Origin of the sequence: Methanobrevibacter sp., assembly GCF_030539875.1 — an archaeon.
Lineage (GTDB): Archaea > Methanobacteriota > Methanobacteria > Methanobacteriales > Methanobacteriaceae > Methanocatella.
Window position 1 is genome coordinate 24,004 of sequence record NZ_JAUNXI010000016.1, and the last position, 19,244, is coordinate 43,247.

19 protein-coding genes are annotated in these 19,244 nt (G+C 36.1%); 7 read left to right on the top strand and 12 right to left on the bottom strand.

What is annotated here, in order from left to right:
• Nucleotides 1-8 precede the first annotated feature (8 nt).
• Complete coding sequence (locus tag Q4Q16_RS07090; RefSeq protein ID WP_303347023.1) at nt 9-1,508, bottom strand: DUF2193 domain-containing protein; 1,500 nt, start codon at nt 1,506-1,508, stop codon at nt 9-11.
• A 538-nt stretch (nt 1,509-2,046) separates the two neighbouring features.
• Between Q4Q16_RS07090 and Q4Q16_RS07095 the strand changes: the two genes are divergently transcribed.
• On the top strand, nt 2,047-2,214 hold the full coding sequence (locus tag Q4Q16_RS07095) for a rubredoxin (RefSeq protein WP_303347024.1): 168 nt from the start codon (nt 2,047-2,049) through the stop codon (nt 2,212-2,214).
• Nucleotides 2,215-2,584: 370 nt separating this feature from the next.
• On the opposite strand, the gene uvrA is transcribed toward Q4Q16_RS07095, so the two are convergent.
• The 4 genes from uvrA to Q4Q16_RS07115 all read right to left on the bottom strand — a co-directional run bounded on the left by uvrA (nt 2,585) and on the right by Q4Q16_RS07115 (nt 8,800).
• Nucleotides 2,585-5,467 (bottom strand): excinuclease ABC subunit UvrA, encoded by a 2,883-nt coding sequence (uvrA, locus tag Q4Q16_RS07100; RefSeq protein ID WP_303347025.1) that lies wholly within the window; start codon nt 5,465-5,467, stop codon nt 2,585-2,587.
• Between the two features lie 154 nt (nt 5,468-5,621).
• Nucleotides 5,622-7,586, bottom strand: coding sequence for an excinuclease ABC subunit UvrB (gene uvrB / locus Q4Q16_RS07105; RefSeq protein ID WP_303347026.1), 1,965 nt, complete (start codon nt 7,584-7,586; stop codon nt 5,622-5,624).
• A gap of 6 nt (nt 7,587-7,592) precedes the next feature.
• Complete coding sequence (locus Q4Q16_RS07110; RefSeq protein ID WP_303347027.1) at nt 7,593-7,883, bottom strand: hypothetical protein; 291 nt, start codon at nt 7,881-7,883, stop codon at nt 7,593-7,595.
• A 2-nt stretch (nt 7,884-7,885) separates the two neighbouring features.
• Nucleotides 7,886-8,800, bottom strand: coding sequence for a ribose-phosphate diphosphokinase (locus Q4Q16_RS07115; protein WP_303347028.1), 915 nt, complete (start codon nt 8,798-8,800; stop codon nt 7,886-7,888).
• Nucleotides 8,801-8,891: 91 nt separating this feature from the next.
• Between Q4Q16_RS07115 and Q4Q16_RS07120 the strand changes: the two genes are divergently transcribed.
• Entirely contained in the window at nt 8,892-9,404 is a 513-nt protein-coding gene (locus Q4Q16_RS07120) for a hypothetical protein (protein WP_303347029.1), read from the top strand.
• Between the two features lie 19 nt (nt 9,405-9,423).
• On the opposite strand, the gene Q4Q16_RS07125 is transcribed toward Q4Q16_RS07120, so the two are convergent.
• Complete coding sequence (locus Q4Q16_RS07125) at nt 9,424-9,792, bottom strand: zinc ribbon domain-containing protein (protein WP_303347030.1); 369 nt, start codon at nt 9,790-9,792, stop codon at nt 9,424-9,426.
• 106 nt (nt 9,793-9,898) lie between these two features.
• On the opposite strand from Q4Q16_RS07125, the gene Q4Q16_RS07130 reads away from it, so the two are divergent.
• Complete coding sequence (locus tag Q4Q16_RS07130; RefSeq protein ID WP_303347031.1) at nt 9,899-10,807, top strand: ADP-ribosylglycohydrolase family protein; 909 nt, start codon at nt 9,899-9,901, stop codon at nt 10,805-10,807.
• Nucleotides 10,794-11,276, top strand: a complete 483-nt coding sequence (locus tag Q4Q16_RS07135; RefSeq protein WP_303347032.1) for a hypothetical protein — start codon at nt 10,794-10,796, stop codon at nt 11,274-11,276. Before Q4Q16_RS07130 ends, Q4Q16_RS07135 begins: the two co-directional genes overlap by 14 nt.
• Nucleotides 11,277-11,282: 6 nt before the next feature.
• On the opposite strand, the gene lonB is transcribed toward Q4Q16_RS07135, so the two are convergent.
• The gene (gene lonB, locus Q4Q16_RS07140; RefSeq protein ID WP_303347043.1) at nt 11,283-13,163 is read right to left on the bottom strand and encodes an ATP-dependent protease LonB; all 1,881 of its coding nucleotides are present in this window, start codon (nt 13,161-13,163) and stop codon (nt 11,283-11,285) included.
• A 244-nt stretch (nt 13,164-13,407) separates the two neighbouring features.
• Between lonB and Q4Q16_RS07145 the strand changes: the two genes are divergently transcribed.
• Both Q4Q16_RS07145 and cobQ read left to right on the top strand, forming a co-directional pair.
• On the top strand, nt 13,408-13,596 hold the full coding sequence (locus Q4Q16_RS07145) for a hypothetical protein (protein WP_303347033.1): 189 nt from the start codon (nt 13,408-13,410) through the stop codon (nt 13,594-13,596).
• A gap of 293 nt (nt 13,597-13,889) precedes the next feature.
• A complete protein-coding gene (gene cobQ, locus Q4Q16_RS07150) occupies nt 13,890-15,416 on the top strand; it encodes a cobyric acid synthase CobQ (protein WP_303347034.1) in 1,527 nt (508 codons plus the stop codon).
• 88 nt (nt 15,417-15,504) lie between these two features.
• Here cobQ and Q4Q16_RS07155 read toward each other — a convergent pair whose 3' ends face one another.
• From Q4Q16_RS07155 to Q4Q16_RS07170, 4 genes are all read right to left on the bottom strand, one after another.
• Nucleotides 15,505-15,699: a hypothetical protein gene (locus Q4Q16_RS07155; RefSeq protein ID WP_303347035.1), complete on the bottom strand. Its 195-nt coding sequence runs from the start codon at nt 15,697-15,699 to the stop codon at nt 15,505-15,507.
• A gap of 364 nt (nt 15,700-16,063) precedes the next feature.
• Entirely contained in the window at nt 16,064-16,420 is a 357-nt protein-coding gene (locus tag Q4Q16_RS07160) for a zinc ribbon domain-containing protein (protein ID WP_303347036.1), read from the bottom strand.
• Nucleotides 16,421-16,518: 98 nt separating this feature from the next.
• On the bottom strand, nt 16,519-17,019 hold the full coding sequence (locus Q4Q16_RS07165; protein ID WP_303347037.1) for a hypothetical protein: 501 nt from the start codon (nt 17,017-17,019) through the stop codon (nt 16,519-16,521).
• Between the two features lie 397 nt (nt 17,020-17,416).
• Nucleotides 17,417-17,566, bottom strand: a complete 150-nt coding sequence (locus Q4Q16_RS07170; RefSeq protein ID WP_303347038.1) for a hypothetical protein — start codon at nt 17,564-17,566, stop codon at nt 17,417-17,419.
• A gap of 217 nt (nt 17,567-17,783) precedes the next feature.
• On the opposite strand from Q4Q16_RS07170, the gene rhuM reads away from it, so the two are divergent.
• A complete protein-coding gene (gene rhuM / locus Q4Q16_RS07175; protein WP_303347039.1) occupies nt 17,784-18,827 on the top strand; it encodes a RhuM family protein in 1,044 nt (347 codons plus the stop codon).
• A gap of 5 nt (nt 18,828-18,832) precedes the next feature.
• On the opposite strand, the gene Q4Q16_RS07180 is transcribed toward rhuM, so the two are convergent.
• A complete protein-coding gene (locus tag Q4Q16_RS07180; RefSeq protein WP_303347040.1) occupies nt 18,833-18,988 on the bottom strand; it encodes a hypothetical protein in 156 nt (51 codons plus the stop codon).
• Nucleotides 18,989-19,244 lie beyond the last annotated feature (256 nt).

Sequence of the window (19,244 nt, forward strand, 5' to 3'; positions counted from 1 at the left end):
TCAATCACCTACACAGCTTCTCTCCATTGACAGTACTGATGTTTTACATCCGCCAGTGATGCTGAAGCACATTGCTTACATCCCCTAACAGGAGAACCCGGTGTTTCCTTATCAAGTGCAATAATGTTTGTCATCATTGTTGCAGTAATAGGTTCTGATGTTAAAAGACACGGATAGTCTGCCAGTCTCATGAGTGATGAGAATCTGACTGTAATAGCACATGCAGGATAAGTGTATTTTTGCGGGTTCATCAGCACTTCATTTTCTGCAATGGAAGTTAAATCAACTTCAAGACCTCTAATTCTCGGAACAAGTTCCAAAGCAGGAGCAGAGCTTACCTTTCTTGCATTGCTCAAAGCATTGAATCCTCTATATATCATGTCCATAAAGTCGCAATTGTGTAACTCGGCAGCAGCACCCCTTTTCGGATTCTGTTGAACGAAGTTATGGAATCTTTTATTCAACAAATCAACAACCATCGGAGCAGTAAAACTGTCAAGTTCAAACAATAATTCAGTTGCACATGCAGATGAACCGGTTGAAAGTTTTAACACATCAAATGGAGATTTGAATTTGTCAAGATTGTTTCTTAATGAATTTTCAATAACACCTGCAGTAGCCTGGATAACGGCCATTGTCACATCGTCCTTACACATATTGTAGGTGGACTGGCCGATGTGATGTCCAATATCTCCAACACAGTATGCAGGTACTGTTACGATATTTCCGTAGTGAACACCGTCATCCATTGCCGCTTTAACTACGCTTCTCATCGCTTTTTTGTATTTGCCCATATAATCCCTTACATCAAAGGAAGAGTGGTTTGCATCATCCATTAAGATACCTTGCCCTTCAACCGGAGTCTTATAAATCAATTGCAATGTTTCGATTTCTTTTTCAGTTGCTTGAGCAGCTGTAAAACCGTCCTCGATAGCATTGGCAAATGCATCTCCAATACCATATGAAGTATTCATACCCCAAGATTTTGCAGATAGGATTGCCTGCTTGTGATGAACAGGAATATCCATTTTAGTTAATATCTGGTTTACAACATTGCTTGTACTTCCAGGCATTAAAGCAAAGTCAACTACACAGGTAGGGCCATAAAATCCACCGTATCTTCTAATGGACTCTTTAGCAATTAATGCTTCTGAATCGGCAATAGCCTTGATGAACTCATCTACACTGTCTGCAAATTCCCCATCTTCTTCGCACAATATCTCCAATATAGGCGGTGTTTGGAAATGTTCAATAAAAGGATCATCTTCACATTCCAAAGTGTCTGTAATGGAAGATAAAATCTCAAAATGGTTTTTAACAGATTCCTTGTGCAAATCAATTACAGATTCTGCTTGAGTATCAAGTGCTTTCATATTTGAAACAGCATCAGCATATGGTTTTGCATCAGCTATTTTAAAGTCATTATACCTATTTTCTGATATAACTGCAATGTCTGCATTTTGAGCAGCCATTGACTCGTTAATCATTTTTTCATATAACTCTTTCATATAATCACCTATGCCCATATAAAGTAACATTATTTATATGTCATAACCACATTACAGTGATTATATATTATTCAGCATAATATTTAAATTTAATATAAAAATGGTTAAAATTAAAAAAAATCCGAATAAAAAAAGAATTAAAAAGAAAAATAATAATTAAATATCACACAGTTATGCAAATTCAAATAGGCCTCACCAGACCTCCTTTCATCAGTTGCATCTTCATAAACTCTCCACCATATCATGACACCGTAATTCTGAAAAACCACGTCGCGTTATTCCTATTTAATATATCTGAAAATTGAAAACCTGCCAAACCATGGCCGCATCAGGAAGCATACTTCAGTATTTTATACATCCAAACCATAATAATCACTAAAATTAAATCAAGTTAAAGATATTCTATGAATATATATTCAAAGGAGCATTATTTATAAAAAAAATAGTACAAACAGTCTTAACTTATATATTAGTTTGACTAAAATATTAATACCATATTAGTAATTCTAATATCAAAAAAATCAAAGGAGATAGTAAAATGACTGTATATGTATGTTTACATTGCGAATATAGTTTCGACACAGAAAAAGGTGACCCTTCATACAACATTCCTGCCGGAGCAACCCCTGCAGACATGCCTGATGACTGGGCTTGCCCTGAATGTGCTGCTTTAGGTGTTGAAGCATTTATTGCCGAAGACGAATAATCAAGCACATATATCCATTAAGAGTTTTTGCCAAATAAAAAAAAATTAATTTTAAAAAATGCAAATAATTTCTATTGTAAAATAAATAAAATCTTGCATGAAAAAATTGTCCTGCGGAAATTCTTAAATAAAAATTGAACTTGGCACCTAAATGGTTGGAAGAATTGTTTAGGTGTATTGTATTTTATTTTTGATTCATTGTACTTTTTCAGATAATGCCAGATTACATCGGGATTCAAAATTTAGTTCGTTTATCTGATTTTAATTCAAACTATAAAAGACCATTTATACAGGATATTTTCTAAAATCGCCCTTTCTATCAGCCGATAAAAAAAAAAAAAGATTACAGCTAAAATTTAAAAAAGAGGGCTTATTTTCCCTCTATTAATTGTTTGGCATATGGAGTAATATTCTCATTTAACATTTTCTCCAAGAACTGGCCAGTATAAGTTCCGGCTTTGGCAACCTCTTCGGGAGTTCCTGTAGCTATTACCTGACCTCCACCGTCACCGCCTTCAGGACCCAAGTCAATAATGTGGTCTGCAGTTTTAATAACATCCAGATTATGTTCAATGACAACAACAGTATTGCCCACATCAGTTAATCTGGCCAAAACATCAAGTAATTTCTTAATGTCTTCAAAATGAAGACCAGTGGTCGGTTCATCCAAAATATATAAAGTTTTGCCTGTGCTGGTTCTAGATAACTCTTTAGCCAATTTGATTCTTTGAGCTTCCCCACCAGACAATGTTGTTGCAGATTGGCCGATTTTCATATAGCCCAAACCGACATCATATAAAGTTTGAAGCTTTTTAGTGATTTTTGGAATGTTTTCAAAGAACTCCAAAGCTTCTTCAACAGTCATTTCCAAGACCTCATAGATATTTTTGCCTTTGTATCTGATATCCAAGGTCTCTTCATTGTATCTTTTACCGCTGCAAACTTCACACGGAACATATACATCCGCTAAAAAGTGCATTTCAATCTGAACAATACCGTCACCGGAACATGCTTCACATCTTCCCCCCTTAACATTGAAAGAGAACCTTCCGGGTTTGTAGCCTCTTGCTTTAGCTTCAGGAGTGTTAGCAAATAAATCGCGAATATCGGTAAATACGCCGGTATATGTTGCAGGATTTGAACGTGGAGTTCTGCCGATTGGTTTTTGGTCAATGGCAATAACCTTGTCAATAGCCTCCAATCCTTCAATCTCCTCATATTTACCTGCAAAGGTGAATTTTTTGGCTAATTTTTCTTTAACACCCTTGTATAATATTTCATTGATTAAACTGCTTTTGCCAGAACCGCTGACGCCGGTAACGCAGGTGAATTTACCCAATGGAATTTCAACATCAATTTCTTTAAGGTTGTTTTGAGCAGCTCCGATTATCTTTATAAACTTGCCGTTTCCATCTCTTCTCTTGTCAGGAATATCAATTTTTTTAACCCTTGAGATATACTGGCCGGTGACTGAGTCGGGATTGTCCATAATATCGCCGGGAGTTCCCTGAGCAACAACCTTGCCTCCATATTCACCTGCCCCAGGACCAATATCCACAACATAATCTGCTGCTAAAATAGTTTCTTCATCGTGTTCTACAACAACAAGAGTATTTCCCAAATCCTTAAGTCTTTTGAGAGCCTCAATAAGTTTTTTATTGTCTCTCTGGTGAAGTCCTATACTTGGCTCATCAAGAATGTATAATACACCAACAAGCCCTGATCCGATTTGAGTTGCCAGTCTAATCCTTTGAGCCTCCCCACCGGACAGAGTACCGGAAGATCTTGACATTGATAAATAATCAAGTCCGACCTCAACTAAAAAGCTTAAACGTTCATTGATTTCTTTTAGAATTTCTTTTGCAATGAAATTCTCCCTTTCAGTCAATTCCAGATTCTGGAAAAATTGATATGAATCTTTAATAGCCAGATCGCAGACATCAATGATAGATTTTCCGCCGACAGTAACAGCCAATACCTCAGGCCTAAGTCTTTTGCCTCCGCAAACATGACATTTTCTATCAGACATGAATTTGGACAGGTATTTTCTTGAATAGTTAGACTTGGTTTCTATGTATAGCCTTTCCATTCTTGGAATAACCCCTTCAAATTTACGGTTGACCATGTAGGATTTGTTTCTTCTTTGAAATGAAAACGGAATCTTATCATCACAGCCGTATAAAATAGTATTCTGATGCTGCTTATCCAAATCCCTGAATGGGACATCCATACTGAAATTATAGTATTTGGAAACTGCTTCAAGCATCTGATAGTAATAATTCTCTTTTTTTGAAGATTTTGACCATGGCGCAATAGCTCCTTCATTTAATGTCAATGTCTTGTCAGGAACAATTAAGTCAGGGTCAATTTCCATTTTTGAACCGATACCGTTACATTCAGGGCAAGCCCCCTGAGGAGCGTTAAATGAAAACATTCTTGGAGTCAGCTCTTCAAAGTTAATTCCGCAATCAACACATGCAAAGTGCTCTGAATATTTCTTCTCATAATCACCGTCTTCACCTGTGAATAAAATTGTAATTAACCCATCAGAAAATTCGGCTGCAGTTTCAAGAGAGTCGGCCAGTCTTCTTTTAAAGTCCACATCCCTTCTGATTTTAAGTCTGTCCACTACAACATCAATGCTGTGCCTGTATGTTTTTGCAAGATCAATATCCTCTTCCAAATCTCTGATTTCGCCATCAACACGGACTCTAACAAAACCTTTGTTTCTCAAATCCTGAAAAACATCCTTGTGCTGTCCCTTTTTATCCCTTACTACCGGAGACAATATTTGAATTTTAAGCTCTTCGCCTTCTTCTATAATTGAATCGGCAATCTGGCCAATGGTTTGCTGTGAGATTTCTTCTCCGCATTTTGGACAATGGGGAATACCTATTCTTGCAAACAGTAATCGTAAGTAATCATAAATTTCTGTAATGGTTCCTACAGTTGATCTGGGGTTTTCCCTTGTTGTTTTCTGGTCGATTGAAATGGCAGGGGACAACCCTTCAATAGATTCCATTTCGGGCTTTTTCATCTGACCTAAAAATTGTCTAGCATAAGCTGATAGTGACTCGACATACCTACGCTGTCCTTCAGCATAGAGAGTATCAAATGCTAATGAGGACTTACCAGACCCGCTGATACCTGTAATTACAATAAATTCATCACGAGGAACACTTACATCAATATTTTGCAGATTGTGCTCACGTGCGCCCCTGATGATAATCTCTTTTTTAAAATCTTTTGTCATAATAAACTCCTAAAATTAGCTATATAATCATTGGAACTAACTTACATATAAACACTTTCAGAGAGCATCTGAAAAGTAAAAAAATAGTGCACAAAATCACAAAAGCATTATCATTTGATGGTGATTTGATGGAATTATAAGAATTATCCAATCCTTATTTATCCATCCCTTTTAATGCATAAAGCTTGTTTCTTAAATCAGCCGCCCTTTCAAAGTCAAGTCTTGCAGCCGCCTCTTTCATATCTTTTTCCAAATCTTTGATAAGGAGGCGAAGTTCATCTTTAGGCATTTTTTCAATTTTTGCACCGGTGACTTTGTATTTCTCATCTTCTTCGGCTAATTTTTCTTTTAATGTTCTTTGAGTGGATTTTGGAGTGATTCCATTGACTTCATTATATTTCATTTGAATTTTACGCCTTTTAACAGTAGTATCATAGGCATTTTTAACAGAATCAGTCATTTCATCTGCATACATAACCACCCGGCCGTTAACATTTCTTGCCGCCCGTCCGATAGTCTGTATTAATGAAGTTTCGTTTCTTAAAAATCCTTCCTTATCGGCATCCAAAATGGCCACTAGAGAAACTTCAGGCAAATCCAAACCTTCCCTTAAAAGGTTAACACCAACCAATACATCAAATTTGCCTCTCCTCAAATCATCGACAATCTCAATTCTTTCCAATGTGTCGATTTCCGAGTGCATATACCTTACTTTAACACCAATTCTTGCATAATAATCTGTTAAATCTTCAGCCATTCTCTTGGTTAAAGTAGTAACCAGAATTCTTTCATCCTTTTCGACTGTTTTTCTGACTTCCTTAAGCAAATCGTCAACCTGACCTTTGGCGGGCCTGATTAACACTTCCGGATCAACAAGTCCTGTTGGCCGTATAATCTGCTCAACGACATTTTTTGATTTTGCAATTTCATACTGGGAAGGTGTTGCTGAGACATATAAAACCTGACTGACAGTAGATTCAAATTCGTCAAATCTTAAAGGACGGTTTTCTTTAGCTGAAGGCAGTCTGAAACCGTATTCCACCAAAGTTTCCTTACGTGCACGGTCGCCGTTATACATTCCTCTAATCTGAGGTACGGTAACGTGAGATTCATCAATGATTGTTAAAAAATCATCAGGGAAATATTCCAAAAGGGAATAAGGCTTATCTCCCCATTTACGTCCTGACAGATGCATGGAATAATTTTCTATTCCTGAACAGTATCCCATTTCCTTAAGCATTTCAATATCAAAACGGGTTCTTTGCTCAAGTCTTTGAGCTTCCAATAGCTTACCCATTGAGTTCAGCTCAGAAAGCCTGTCGTCAAGTTCGCTTGTAATATTCGAAATAGCCACATCCATCTTATCCTGACCAACTACAAAGTGTTTTGCAGGGAAAATCATGTACCTGTTAAGCGATTCCTGTTTTTTTCCTGTGACCTTGTCGATTATGCTGATGGCATCTATTTCATCCCCAAATAGCTCAATTCTAATTGGCGGAGTTCCATGAACAGGGTTTATTTCAATTACGTCTCCGCGAACCCTGAACTGACCACGGGCAAATTCAATATCATTGCGTTCATATTGCATAAAAACAAGACGTGCCAGAATTTCAGATCGGTCATAAATATCCCCAACAGATATGCCGAAAGCGAATTCCCCATAATCTTCAGGCGAACCGATGCCGTAAATACAGCTCACACTGCTTACAACAATAACATCATCTCTTGACAGCAATGACTGAGTGGCTGAGTGCCTCATAATATCAATATCATCGTTTATTGAGGCTTCCTTATCAATAAAGGTGTCTGTTCTTGGCACATAAGCTTCAGGCTGATAATAATCGTAATAGCTGACAAAGTACTCTACTGCATTATCAGGAAAAAATTCTTTAAATTCCTCATAGAGCTGAGCGGCCAGGGTTTTGTTATGTGAAATAACAAGAGTGGGTTTTTGAACCTTTTCAATAACATTTGCCATTGTAAAGGTTTTGCCTGAACCCGTTACTCCCAGAAGTGTCTGTTCCTTTACTCCGTTATTTATGCCTTCAACTAATGAATTAATGGCTTTTGGTTGATCACCTAATGGCTTGTAAGGTGATTTTAACTTGAATTCCTTCATAAATATCTATTTGTCAATGGAAATATTAAAGCTAATATGAATATAGCTTGGAGCGCAGCACGGAACTACTTTTTCAACCCTTATTGACAATTCACCATAGCTTTTAATTTCATTTTCCAGATCCTTTTTGACATCCCCTGCACGTTCTTCGTTGTAAACTCTAAGAGACCCTAAAAAGACTGTTTTATCAGCCATATTCATTATGGAAACACTATCAACAATTTCGGGTTCGGCATATTTGGCCAGGATATTATTAGACCTGTCGATTAATTCGCCCCTTATTTTCTGTTTATCCATTTTTAATCCCTCAATGCATCCGCTATACTTTTAGCAAGTGACACACGTGAAGTGTCAGAAGACAAGGAATTTGTTCCAATTATTTTACCTGCTCCGGCAGCATAAATCCTGGTAGCTCCATTATTGGCCAATATTGGATGCACGCAGCACACGTCAACTGATTCTGCCCCATATTGCTTCAAGATTTTAATTGCATTAACAATTGTTCCGCCGGTGGCAATAATATCATCAACGATAATGGCATGCATGCCTTTTACAGAGTCAACGTTAACAGTATTATCACTTTCACTATCGCATCTCACATCAACAATTTTAGTTTCAACCTTATCAGGTCCTAAACGGACTTTTGTCAAATATGTGCAGTCGCATCCGATAATTTCTGATATTTCCTGTGCAAATCCATAAGCTCCCTTATCCGGTGCGATGATAAAGGGTTTATCATCTCCTTTCTTAAAGAATTTCTTATCCAAATATTCGGCAATGGCAGGCATTGCAGATACGTTCCTTGCAGGAATGTCAAAAAAGTCCAAAACACATTCTTCATGAATATTGAATGTGATAAACTCATCGGCACCTGCTGATTGGATTAGTTCACAGACAATTTTTGCCGAAACTGTTTCACCGGGATTGAAACGCTTTTCCTGTCTTGCATAACCCATGTATGGAACCACTACCCTTATTTTTTTAGCACCTAAATCCTTAAGATTGGCTATCATAAACAGCAATTCCATCAGATTTTCGTCCTGAGGATATCCTGTTGACTGAATAACAGTAACTTCCTCATCAATCGGACCGTCAACTCTCAAATATCTTTCACCATCTGGAAACTTTTTAGTTTCTACATAACATAATTCTTCTCCAAGTTCACATGCAACATGTGCAGCTAAATCTTGTGAAGATGAACCGCCTATAATCACAATATCACCAAAATTTTATATGAGATTATCTTTGTCTTTTGTAATTAAAAAGGTTAAGTATTAATATTTAAAAGTAGTATAAAACTTAATCATGAAAAAATTAAATGCAATACTAATAGCAATTGTATTGATTGTTGTTGTATTTTTAGCATCAACCATAGTTAGTCCGGTTCTTATGGTGGCTGAAGACTCAACAGAAGATGCCAGTATCGACATGGCAGCCACATTCAGTTTATCCGGCATTGAATGGGTTTATCCAGGAAATTCCATTAATGCAGAAGGGCAAACCCTGCACAATGTCCACATAAACCATCCGGAAGATCCCTACGGCGCTGCCCGTGACATAATGACATATTCCTACGGCGTTACTCCCCACATCATTTGCAGCATAAACAATGATGCTGCACAGGCCATTTTCGGCAGCAGTATCGTAGATGATATCCGCGCAAATGACGGATACAACGGTTATGCCGGCAATAGCCATGTTCAAGGAAGCATGTCCAGAGGAGATGCTATTGGAACAGCAATAATGCAAGACGGAATAAACGTATTTCAAATCCCACTGCAAGTATTAATGGGGAACATTAAAATATTTATTGTTTAATCCCCACTTTCTGTTTTTTTTAATTCATCATTATATAAAATGAAAGAGAAACACCCGCAAGAGATATAGCCATCAAAATTAGTCCATGTTTTCTAAGGGCGGGATGCCTTGATTGTACTAAGAAAAAGGGCATGAAAAATCCGAAAAATGTAAACGTTGAAAAAATGGTGTTTTTATAAAATAAACCGAAAACAGCTCCGCTCCAGGACAGAAATATGGTGGTGATATAAGCTGCAATCAATGCTTTTTTATTAACCTCTAACTCCTGAGGGGCGCAGACATAAATTTGTCTAGGCTCAAGACCTTCAACTAAAGCAGTGCCGCATTTGGCACAAAAATCGTACTCATCCTGATTTTCAAAACCGCAATTTTTACATAATCTTGTCATTATTATAAAGTTAATATTTCTTTATATAAATTATTTTTCAACAGGCACATGATGCTTATTTAAAACAATATAAACATTTTAAATATAACACCACATAATACTAAATATGAAAGTTAAGGATGGAATTATCGGTCTGGTTGTAGGTGATGCGTTAGGAGTTCCGGTGGAGTTTGTATCAAGGCACATGCTTGAAAAAAACCCGGTATTTACAATGATTGGCGGAGGAATTCATAACCAGCCACCCGGAACATGGTCGGATGACACTTCAATGACGATAGCTACAATGACAAGCATCATCAATAAAAAATCCATTGACTATACAGACATTATGGATGAGTTTATCGAATGGTTCAGAAATGACAAATACACTCAGGATGAACTTTTCGATATAGGAAACGGAACATTAGAAGCTCTGGAGAGATATGAATCCGGAATTCCTGCTGTTAGATGCGGCCCTGCAGGTGAGAGAAAAAACGGTAACGGCTCATTAATGAGAATTTTGCCTCTGGCCTATATTGACGGCATTGATTATGAAACTGTTGAAAATCTCTCTTGTCTGACTCACGCACATAAAAGATCAAGAATTGCCTGTGCGTTATACGTTGAAATTGCAAAATCCATAATCAATAAGGATGATTTGACTATAAGGGAACATGTGAAAAATGCATGTGCTGAAATCACTGACCATTACAAAGACAATGAGGAACTCGCCCACTTCAAGAGAATTTTCGATGATGATTTCTCGTCAGGCGTTTCATCCAAAGGTTATGTAGTCTCCACTCTCGAAGCGGCCATATACTGTCTTGAAAGCACATCCAATTATAGGGATGCTGTTCTTAAAGCCGTGAATCTGGGTGAGGACAGCGATACTGTAGGTGCTGTATGCGGAGGACTTGCCGGAATTTATTACGGTTTTGATGATATCCCTATAGACTGGATTGGAAAAATCCGAAAGGTTGAAGAGATTGTTGAATTATGTGAAAAATACGAGGTCGTATGTGATGAATATTTATGAAACTATTAAAAATATCAGGGCTTCCTGCAATAATTATGCAGACCCAAATCTGCTATCATTTATCATCGGCGATGACAGCCGCATGGGGACAAACAGCATATTAGAAATTAGGGGTTACGGTATTGAAGATGATGACAGTTATGAAGAAAGGCTTTTGAAAATCAGCAGACATGAAAACATATTTCTTCCTGTTGGAATGGTGGTATTTTTACCTATTTTAAATGAGTGCGATATTTTCTCAACAGAAGATTATCATTTAAAGCTTACAGATGAAGAATTCGATGCATACCATGATTTGGAGGAAAAATTATTCGGCATTTTAATTAAAAAAGATTCAGATGAGTACGTCATCGGAAAAACAGACATCTGCAGCTGCAGTGTCGACGCATCATTTGAAAAACTGGACAAAAGAGACTCTGAGTTTTACAATACAATAGAAAAAATAGTAAGAGAAAAAATAATAGATTAATCCGACTTAATGTGTAGCCGGATTATTTAAAGAGGTCTGAGGAACTTTTTCAACAACTTTAGAACCGATATTCCTCATTTTTTCGATTAGTTTGTCTTTGGAAGAACCGCTGATTAAAATGTTTTCCAGAACATCACTTAAGGTTTCGGTTGGAATGATTTGAATCATGCCCTCATATTTTTTCTCAATCATGACATCTTTTAAGTTAGATTTTGGAATCAGTACTTTTTTCATTCCGGCTTCAGCAGCAGCTTCGATTTTGGCGGTTGCCCCTCCAATAGGCATTACATCACCACGGACATTAAGTGAACCTGTCAGCGCAACGGTCTGATCGATTGGAATCTCTTCAATAGCAGAAATAACTGCAGTTGCAATACTTACACTAGCAGAATCACCTTCCACACCGTCATAGGTCTGGATAAACTGAACGTGGATGTCATAATTTGAAATATCCTTATTGGTGTATTTTTTGATTAATGCACTTACATTCTGCACAGATTCGCTTGCGATTTCGCCTAACTTACCGGTAGCAATAATCTGTCCGCCTGTTTTAGATTGGGTAGGAGCAGCTTCTGCAGCGATAGGTGATACAATACCGCTTCTATCTCCGATAACGGCAAGACCATTGATAAGACCAATCCTTCCTCCTTTGGCAGAAACCATACTGTAATCTTTTCTCTGCATGATTGACCTGTCGGCTATTTGCTGTTCAAGTGTTCTTGCGAATTTTTTGGCTTCGAAAACATGTTCGGCAGTTACAAGATTATCACCCTTTTCAATAGCCACATCACCTGCAGACCTGACAAGTCCACCGAGATCCCTTAATCTTAATGTCAGAGCATCCTGTTTTCCAGATCTTCTTTTTGCTTCCATGATGATTTCATCCAATGCATCAGGAGCAAAATGAGGGATTCTGCCATCGTTTTTAACTTCCTGAGCTACAAACTGAACTAGCTTTTCCCTATTTTCAGTAGTGTCCTCCATGTAATCTTTCATGAACACCTCATACCCGTATCCTCTGATTCTGGACCTCATTGCAATGTGCATTCCCTCTAAAACCTGAAGGTTACCGGATGCTACAAGTACAAAATCACATGGCGCTGCCTGAGACCTTACCATTGCACCGCTTGAGTTTTCGCTTTGACCTGTAATTGCATACTGCTTTTCCTGCATTGCAGAGAGCAGTTCCTGCTGGGTTTTCATTGACATTGTACCGATTTCGTCAATGTATAAAACTCCCCGGTTAGCTTTGTGAATCATTCCTGCCTCTACACGTTCGTGTGCAGGAGTTCCAAGCCCTCCAGACTGGTATGGATCGTGGCGCACATCACCTAAAAGAGCACCTGCGTGGGCTCCTGTTGCATCCATAAACGGTGCAAATCTGGATTCCTGATTGTTGACCAAAAGCTTTGGAGACATTGAATTGGATTTCGGTTTAATCTGAAGTGTTATAAGCAATATCAATGCAGCTGCAATAATGGATTCAAGGACTCTTCCATACATAAATCCGATTACAAGAACACCACCAATTGCAAACATGGTAATTATTGTTTTTTTCTCTTCCTGACCTTTAGCAGAGCCTTTAGTGGCTTTTACTATCTTTTTACCTTCACCTGCAGGCACTGTTCTTATCAATGGGTGATTGTTGTCCTCCATGTTTGGGTATACGAGGATATCCTGCAGAGTTTCATGAGGCAGAATCTGCGCCATTCCCTTAGCAAGCATGGATTTTCCAACACCAGGATCCCCAATAAGCAAAACATTTCTTCTCTGTTTTGCCGCTTTTTTAATTGTTTCTATGGACTCCTCATGTCCGATAACCTGGTCGATTAGTAAAGGCGGAACATCAATATCCTGTGAACTTTTAATATTATCATAATTTAACATTGGTTTAGTTTCTTCGCCGTCATCTGATTTTTCTACAACAGGCTCATCAACTACATTTTTAGGAGAATCATCTATTATGTTCTGTTCTTCAAGTTTCATTAAACAAACCTCCCTTTCATAAATAAATTCATCATTAAAAAGTTAAGTCAAATATACTATTTAAATATTATTTAAATCTACAAAATATATAAAGGTTTCTATTTTAGTAAACAAAGGTTAGTAAAAGATTCGTGTTTTTGAATTCATGCACCTTAACAGCACAACAATTCAAAAATGTAATTCTTTAGTTACTTTAATAATCAAAAATATTGGCAGTTTATCTTCAACATCAAAAATCACCAAACCTACCATTATCCCCTGTCAGTTCAGACCAATAATCATACAGGTTCACATCAAAAATTTTAAAATCATACAATACAAATCCAAATCATAATATTTTTAATATACAAACTAAAATTCACTGAAATAAAAATTTAAATGAAAAAAAAGATAAGATATATATTTATTATTAAATATATAATCAAATGCAATGTTAATCTTCAATGATTAAATATTGCCAATCGATTTGAATGCATGGTCGCCATATCAGTCAATTTTATATTAGAATAATATTTCCATATTATTGAAAACCCCAAATTAACGAGATATTCCGAATCCATGCTTCAAATCAAATTAAGAAAATCTCATTTTAAAATTATTTATAATATTAACTAGATATATTCACCTATGACAAATTGTATCATGGTTCAGGGAACATCCTCAAATGCTGGAAAGAGCATGCTTGTAGCGGCTTTATGTAGAATATATAAAAACAGAGGGTATAAAGTAGCCCCATTTAAATCTCAAAACATGTCTTTAAACTCATACACCACAAAGGAAAACGGTGAAATTGGAATAGCGCAGATGCTGCAGGCGGAAGCTGCGATGGTTGAACCGAGCATACACATGAATCCTGTTTTGCTCAAGCCGAAGGGAGATTTCACTTCAAACGTGATCATTCAGGGAAAATCCATCGGAGATATGGACTTCTACGATTATCAGCACAAATACCATGATGATGCTCTGAAAGCCATAAAAGAAAGCTTCAATATTTTAAAAGAAGAATATGACGTCATAATCATTGAGGGGGCAGGGTCACCTGCCGAAATCAATATGCGCCGCCAGGACATTGCAAATATGGAAATTGCACACCTTGCAGATGCAAATGTTATCCTGATAGCAGACATTGAAATGGGAGGTGTTTTTGCAGCTATTGCAGGAACTTACGTCTTGCTTGACGATTATGACAGGTCACGGCTTAAGGCAACTGTAATCAACAAGTTCAGAGGAAATCTGGACATTCTAAAACCCGGACTTGATAGAATCGAAGAGATTACCGGAGAACCTGTTTTAGGAGTTCTCCCATATGACGAAACCCTGAAATTGCCCGAAGAAGATTCTGCATCCCTGACCACACACGAATTTGCAGAAAATAAAGACATCACAATAGGAGTCATAAGGCTTCCAAAAATAGCCAATTTCACAGACATCGACCCCTTTGAATACGAAGATGACGTTGCAGTTAAAATGATCGGAATCAATGATGATATCGGAGACGTCGATGCTATTTTAATTCCGGGAACCCGAAACTCTACAGACGACATGTACGAACTGGAAAAAAGCGGCCTTGGAGACAAGATAATTGAAAAATCAAAAGACATACCGGTTATCGGAATATGCGGAGGTCTGCAAATCCTTGGAAAAATCATACATGATGAAGAAAAAAAAGAATCAAAGCACGGAACAGTCAGAGGCCTCGGACTTTTGGACATCGAATCCAAATTTGCAAGGTCAGATAAAATAGTAACACAGTCAGAGGCAAGAATCTCTCAAAATCTCAAAGGCCTGGCCGGTGAAATATTTAAAGAAATTGCAGGTGAAACCGTTACAGGTTATGAGATTCATGAAGGTACAAGCGAACTTTTAAATTCCGAAGCATTGCTGAACATTTCCAAAGGACAGGGAAACAACGACGAAGGCCTAATCGACGGTGCATGCAACGGCAACGTGTTTGCAACATATTTCCATGGAATATTCCACAACTATAATTTCAGAAGAGAATTGCTGAACTATCTAAGGGTCAAAAAAGGCCTTGAAGCCAGATACGGTCCGGATCCTTATGAAACCCAAAAGGATTACTCCTTAAACAAGCTGGCAGAAATAGTTGAAGAAAATTTGGATATGAAAATCATTGACGAATTGTTATTTCCATGACATATAACCTACATGTCATCTCTTTAACTTTAAATCATCACCAGCCGGCATACCTTAGTCATTTACCCTCTCAGACTATTTTTTGAAGCTATTCATTATCCATTTCATCAAGTTCCCTTTGCAAGTCGGCAATCTGCATTTCCTTATAGAACCTTTCAAACCTTCCTGTTTCAATAAGAAACGCTGAAACCTCAAGAGCATCCCTGTAGGTATAATTTGACTCTTTGATAATCTGCTTTTTATCCTCATCCATGTAGGATGATGTATTATTTATATTAGCCATAGCTATTACAACCTGTATATATTAATTAATATAATATTTTATTATTTCAATTATATAAAATTATCATGTCAAAATGACAGCGAGTTTACACTCCACTTTCATGAATTAAGGAATATATCAGAATAATCAATGGCTTTTGCACAGCAATGGACTCATCTTGTTATGCACATTCCATCATTTTTATTTTGATTTTAAATACCTGTTTTCTGATTTGCTTTTCAGATTAAATTTCTGCAGCATATTCTCTTTAAAACTCTCCGTCTGATATTATGTTCAGGTTTGGCATTGGTTGTAAAATGAAATGTTGCTTTAAATCCCATATTTACTTGTCGGCAAGCATTATTCATTTTAGACACTGAAAAAACTAAACAATTATGCGCCCGTCATTATGAATATCGATGATCACTCCGAAAATGTCTGAGATGCCAACCCAATTGCGAATACCTTCATATTCATAGAGTTCACCGTTTTTCACATAAGTTCCATTTACGTTATCACTAATTTTTAAATCATATGAAAATTTTATAAATTCTTCAATTTCATTGTTAAGTTTATCAATATGCTTATTTCCAAAAAATGACTTAACTTTTTGTGTGAAAGTTTTATCTAATTTTTTTGATTCAATATAATCTGCTAAATCTAAATGTGATCCACACTCTTGGCAAAAATTATCATCATTTCCATTTTCAAAATTACAGTTCGGACAAAATTTTTCTGACATTGAATCAAACTTCCCTATTAATTCTCATGGGCATTAAGTTATGTTTAACAAAGTTAAAATAATTATGGTAAAATTATGAAGAAATATTGAAACATAAATTACCTATTATTTCTCCAATGATATAATTTATTGGCAGTATCCCTCCTTGTCTCATCGAATTGATATTGGCCTTCATCGCCATAGCTTGCAAAATGATGTGACTGGATAAAATCACTGCAGGAATCACCAGGACCGGATGTCGGATAACCTCTACGGCAAACCATTCCATAAGATGCACCATATGGACTTACACTCCAATAAGTACAATTTAAACAAATATTTTCCCCATTATCGATCATGGAATCATAATCCGGTTCTCCGAAATCATAATCATCATCAGAACCTATATTTCTACTGCAAACAGCATCCTCTTTACCTACAGCCCTATTACATTCATAACAATAGTATTCATCACACAAATCTCCCAGTTCATTATTACATGTAGGGCATCTGGCAACAATAACTTCATCTTCACTAAACATTCCACCACCACATTCATTACACAAATAACCTCCAATTACTTCAGATAAATTAGCGCCGCACTTTGGACATAACTTCATACTGTCACCACCAAATTATTTTTTTTAATAAGCTCGTCTAGATTTCAACTTTTGTATGTTGATCTATTGCATCAATATTCCATGAAATAATTTTACTAAAATCACCCATAGTAATATGTTATTAATAAATTATGTTAGTTGATAAATTTATAATTAATGTGCAATTATCATCAGCACCATAGCCGCCAACTTAATGATTTTAAATTTTTTATTAAGTTTTCATTTCAACATTTTTCATATTCAATATAATTCTTGATTTTAATCATATTGAATAACTCATTGCAACAATCATTAAATAGCTATTCAAGCCATATCTTTTGGACATTTATCCAAAACATTAAATAACAACCAGATAAATTTTATAACAAAGTTGATTGAAAATTACCTGTAAGTGGCACTACATTTTCGCGAGTTTAAATATGACGAGGTCCCTAACATCCATTACAACATCACCATCATTAACATTTCCCATCAATAGCGAAGAATTGGGATTGTGAAGCTTGAAATTCCTTTTAACAGGATTATTCGAGAAATTTGCATAATACACTCAGAAATCTACTACTTTTAGTGAAATTTGTTCAATACAATACGAACAAAAATTGGCCAAAAGTTGGAGAATTATGTACTACTTTTTGGTCAAACTTGTTTCATATTTAACAAACAAATATTATTCATCAAATGCTCTTGCAAAAATTGGATATAATAATCATTAACAAATATAAAACCAATTATATAATTTTTAGATTAAAGCAAGGAGGAAACGTATGCCAGAATTTAAACTTATTGAAAAGTTATTATACAAAAGCGAACAGAATGACATCGAAGCTGAATTTTTAATAGGCAATGATACATTATGGGCAAGTAGAAAAGTTGTTGCAGAAATTTTTGGAACATCTCCTCAAACTATATCCTACCATTTTAAAAATATCATATCTGAAGATGAACTTGAAGAAAATGAAGTAAGTATATCATCAGATAAACTATTTAAAGAGAATATAGAGTTTAGCAAAGAATATTTGCAAAACTCCAAAAAAGGAGGACGCCCTCAAATATGGTTTAATCTTGATGCAATCATATCAATAGGATATAGAATAAACAGTAAAGAAGCAACACAGTTCAGAAAATGGTCCAATAAAATTTTAAAAGAATATATGGTAAAAGGATTTGTCATAGACAAAGAACTTCTAAAAAAAGGTGGAAGATTCACAGAAGACTATTTCGATGAATTATTAGAAACCATTCGAGAAATAAGGGCTTCAGAGAGAAGATTCAATCAAAAAATCACAGACATTTATGCAACAAGTTTCGATTATGACAAAGATGCAGACATCACAAAGGAATTCTTTGCAACAGTACAGAACAAACTGATATATGCAATAAGCAACCATACTGCCGCCGAGATTATAGAAACACGAAGTGATATTGGAAAAACCCGTATGGGATTGACAACATGGAAAAAAGCACCGAATGGAAAAATACTCCAAAGTGATGTAGTCATATCAAAAAATTATTTAAATCAGAATGAATTATCCAGATTAAACAGTTTAGTGGAAGGTTTTTTGAATTTAGCTGAATCCCGTGCAGAAGACAGAATTCCAATGGGTATGAAGGACTGGAAGGAACTGCTGGATGATTACCTCAAACTTCGAAGACTGCCAATTCTAGTTGGAAAAGGTAAAATATCTGCTGAAGAGGCTAGAAAACATGTTCTTGAAAAATATGAAAAATTCAGAGTCATGCAAGATGAAAACTTCATTTCCGACTTTGATCAAATGATTTTGGATATAAAACGATTAGAAGGAAAATAATATGATTAAAATAGTTTTTGCTGTGAATCAATATAACTAGGCTCCCTAACTTCCTTTACAACCTCACCCTCTTTAACATTACCAATCAATAGCAGAGAATCCTGGTCATGAAGCCTGAAATTCCTTTTAACAAGCTTAGTCGAAAAATTTGCATAATCCATATCAAATTATCTACTACTTTTTGTGAAATTTGTTCGTGATAATACGAAAAATAAAGTCAAAAAGTACCTGAATTATGTACTACTTTTTAGTTAAACTTTTTTCATACCTAACGAACTAACATTGCCTATCAAATGCTCACTCCATAACAGCATGCCAGTGGAATACTAAAGTAATACCTAGGATAACATACGATTAATATTAATTGCAAAATCCTACAATAAAAATATCAAAAAGTATATAATAAAAAATATCAAA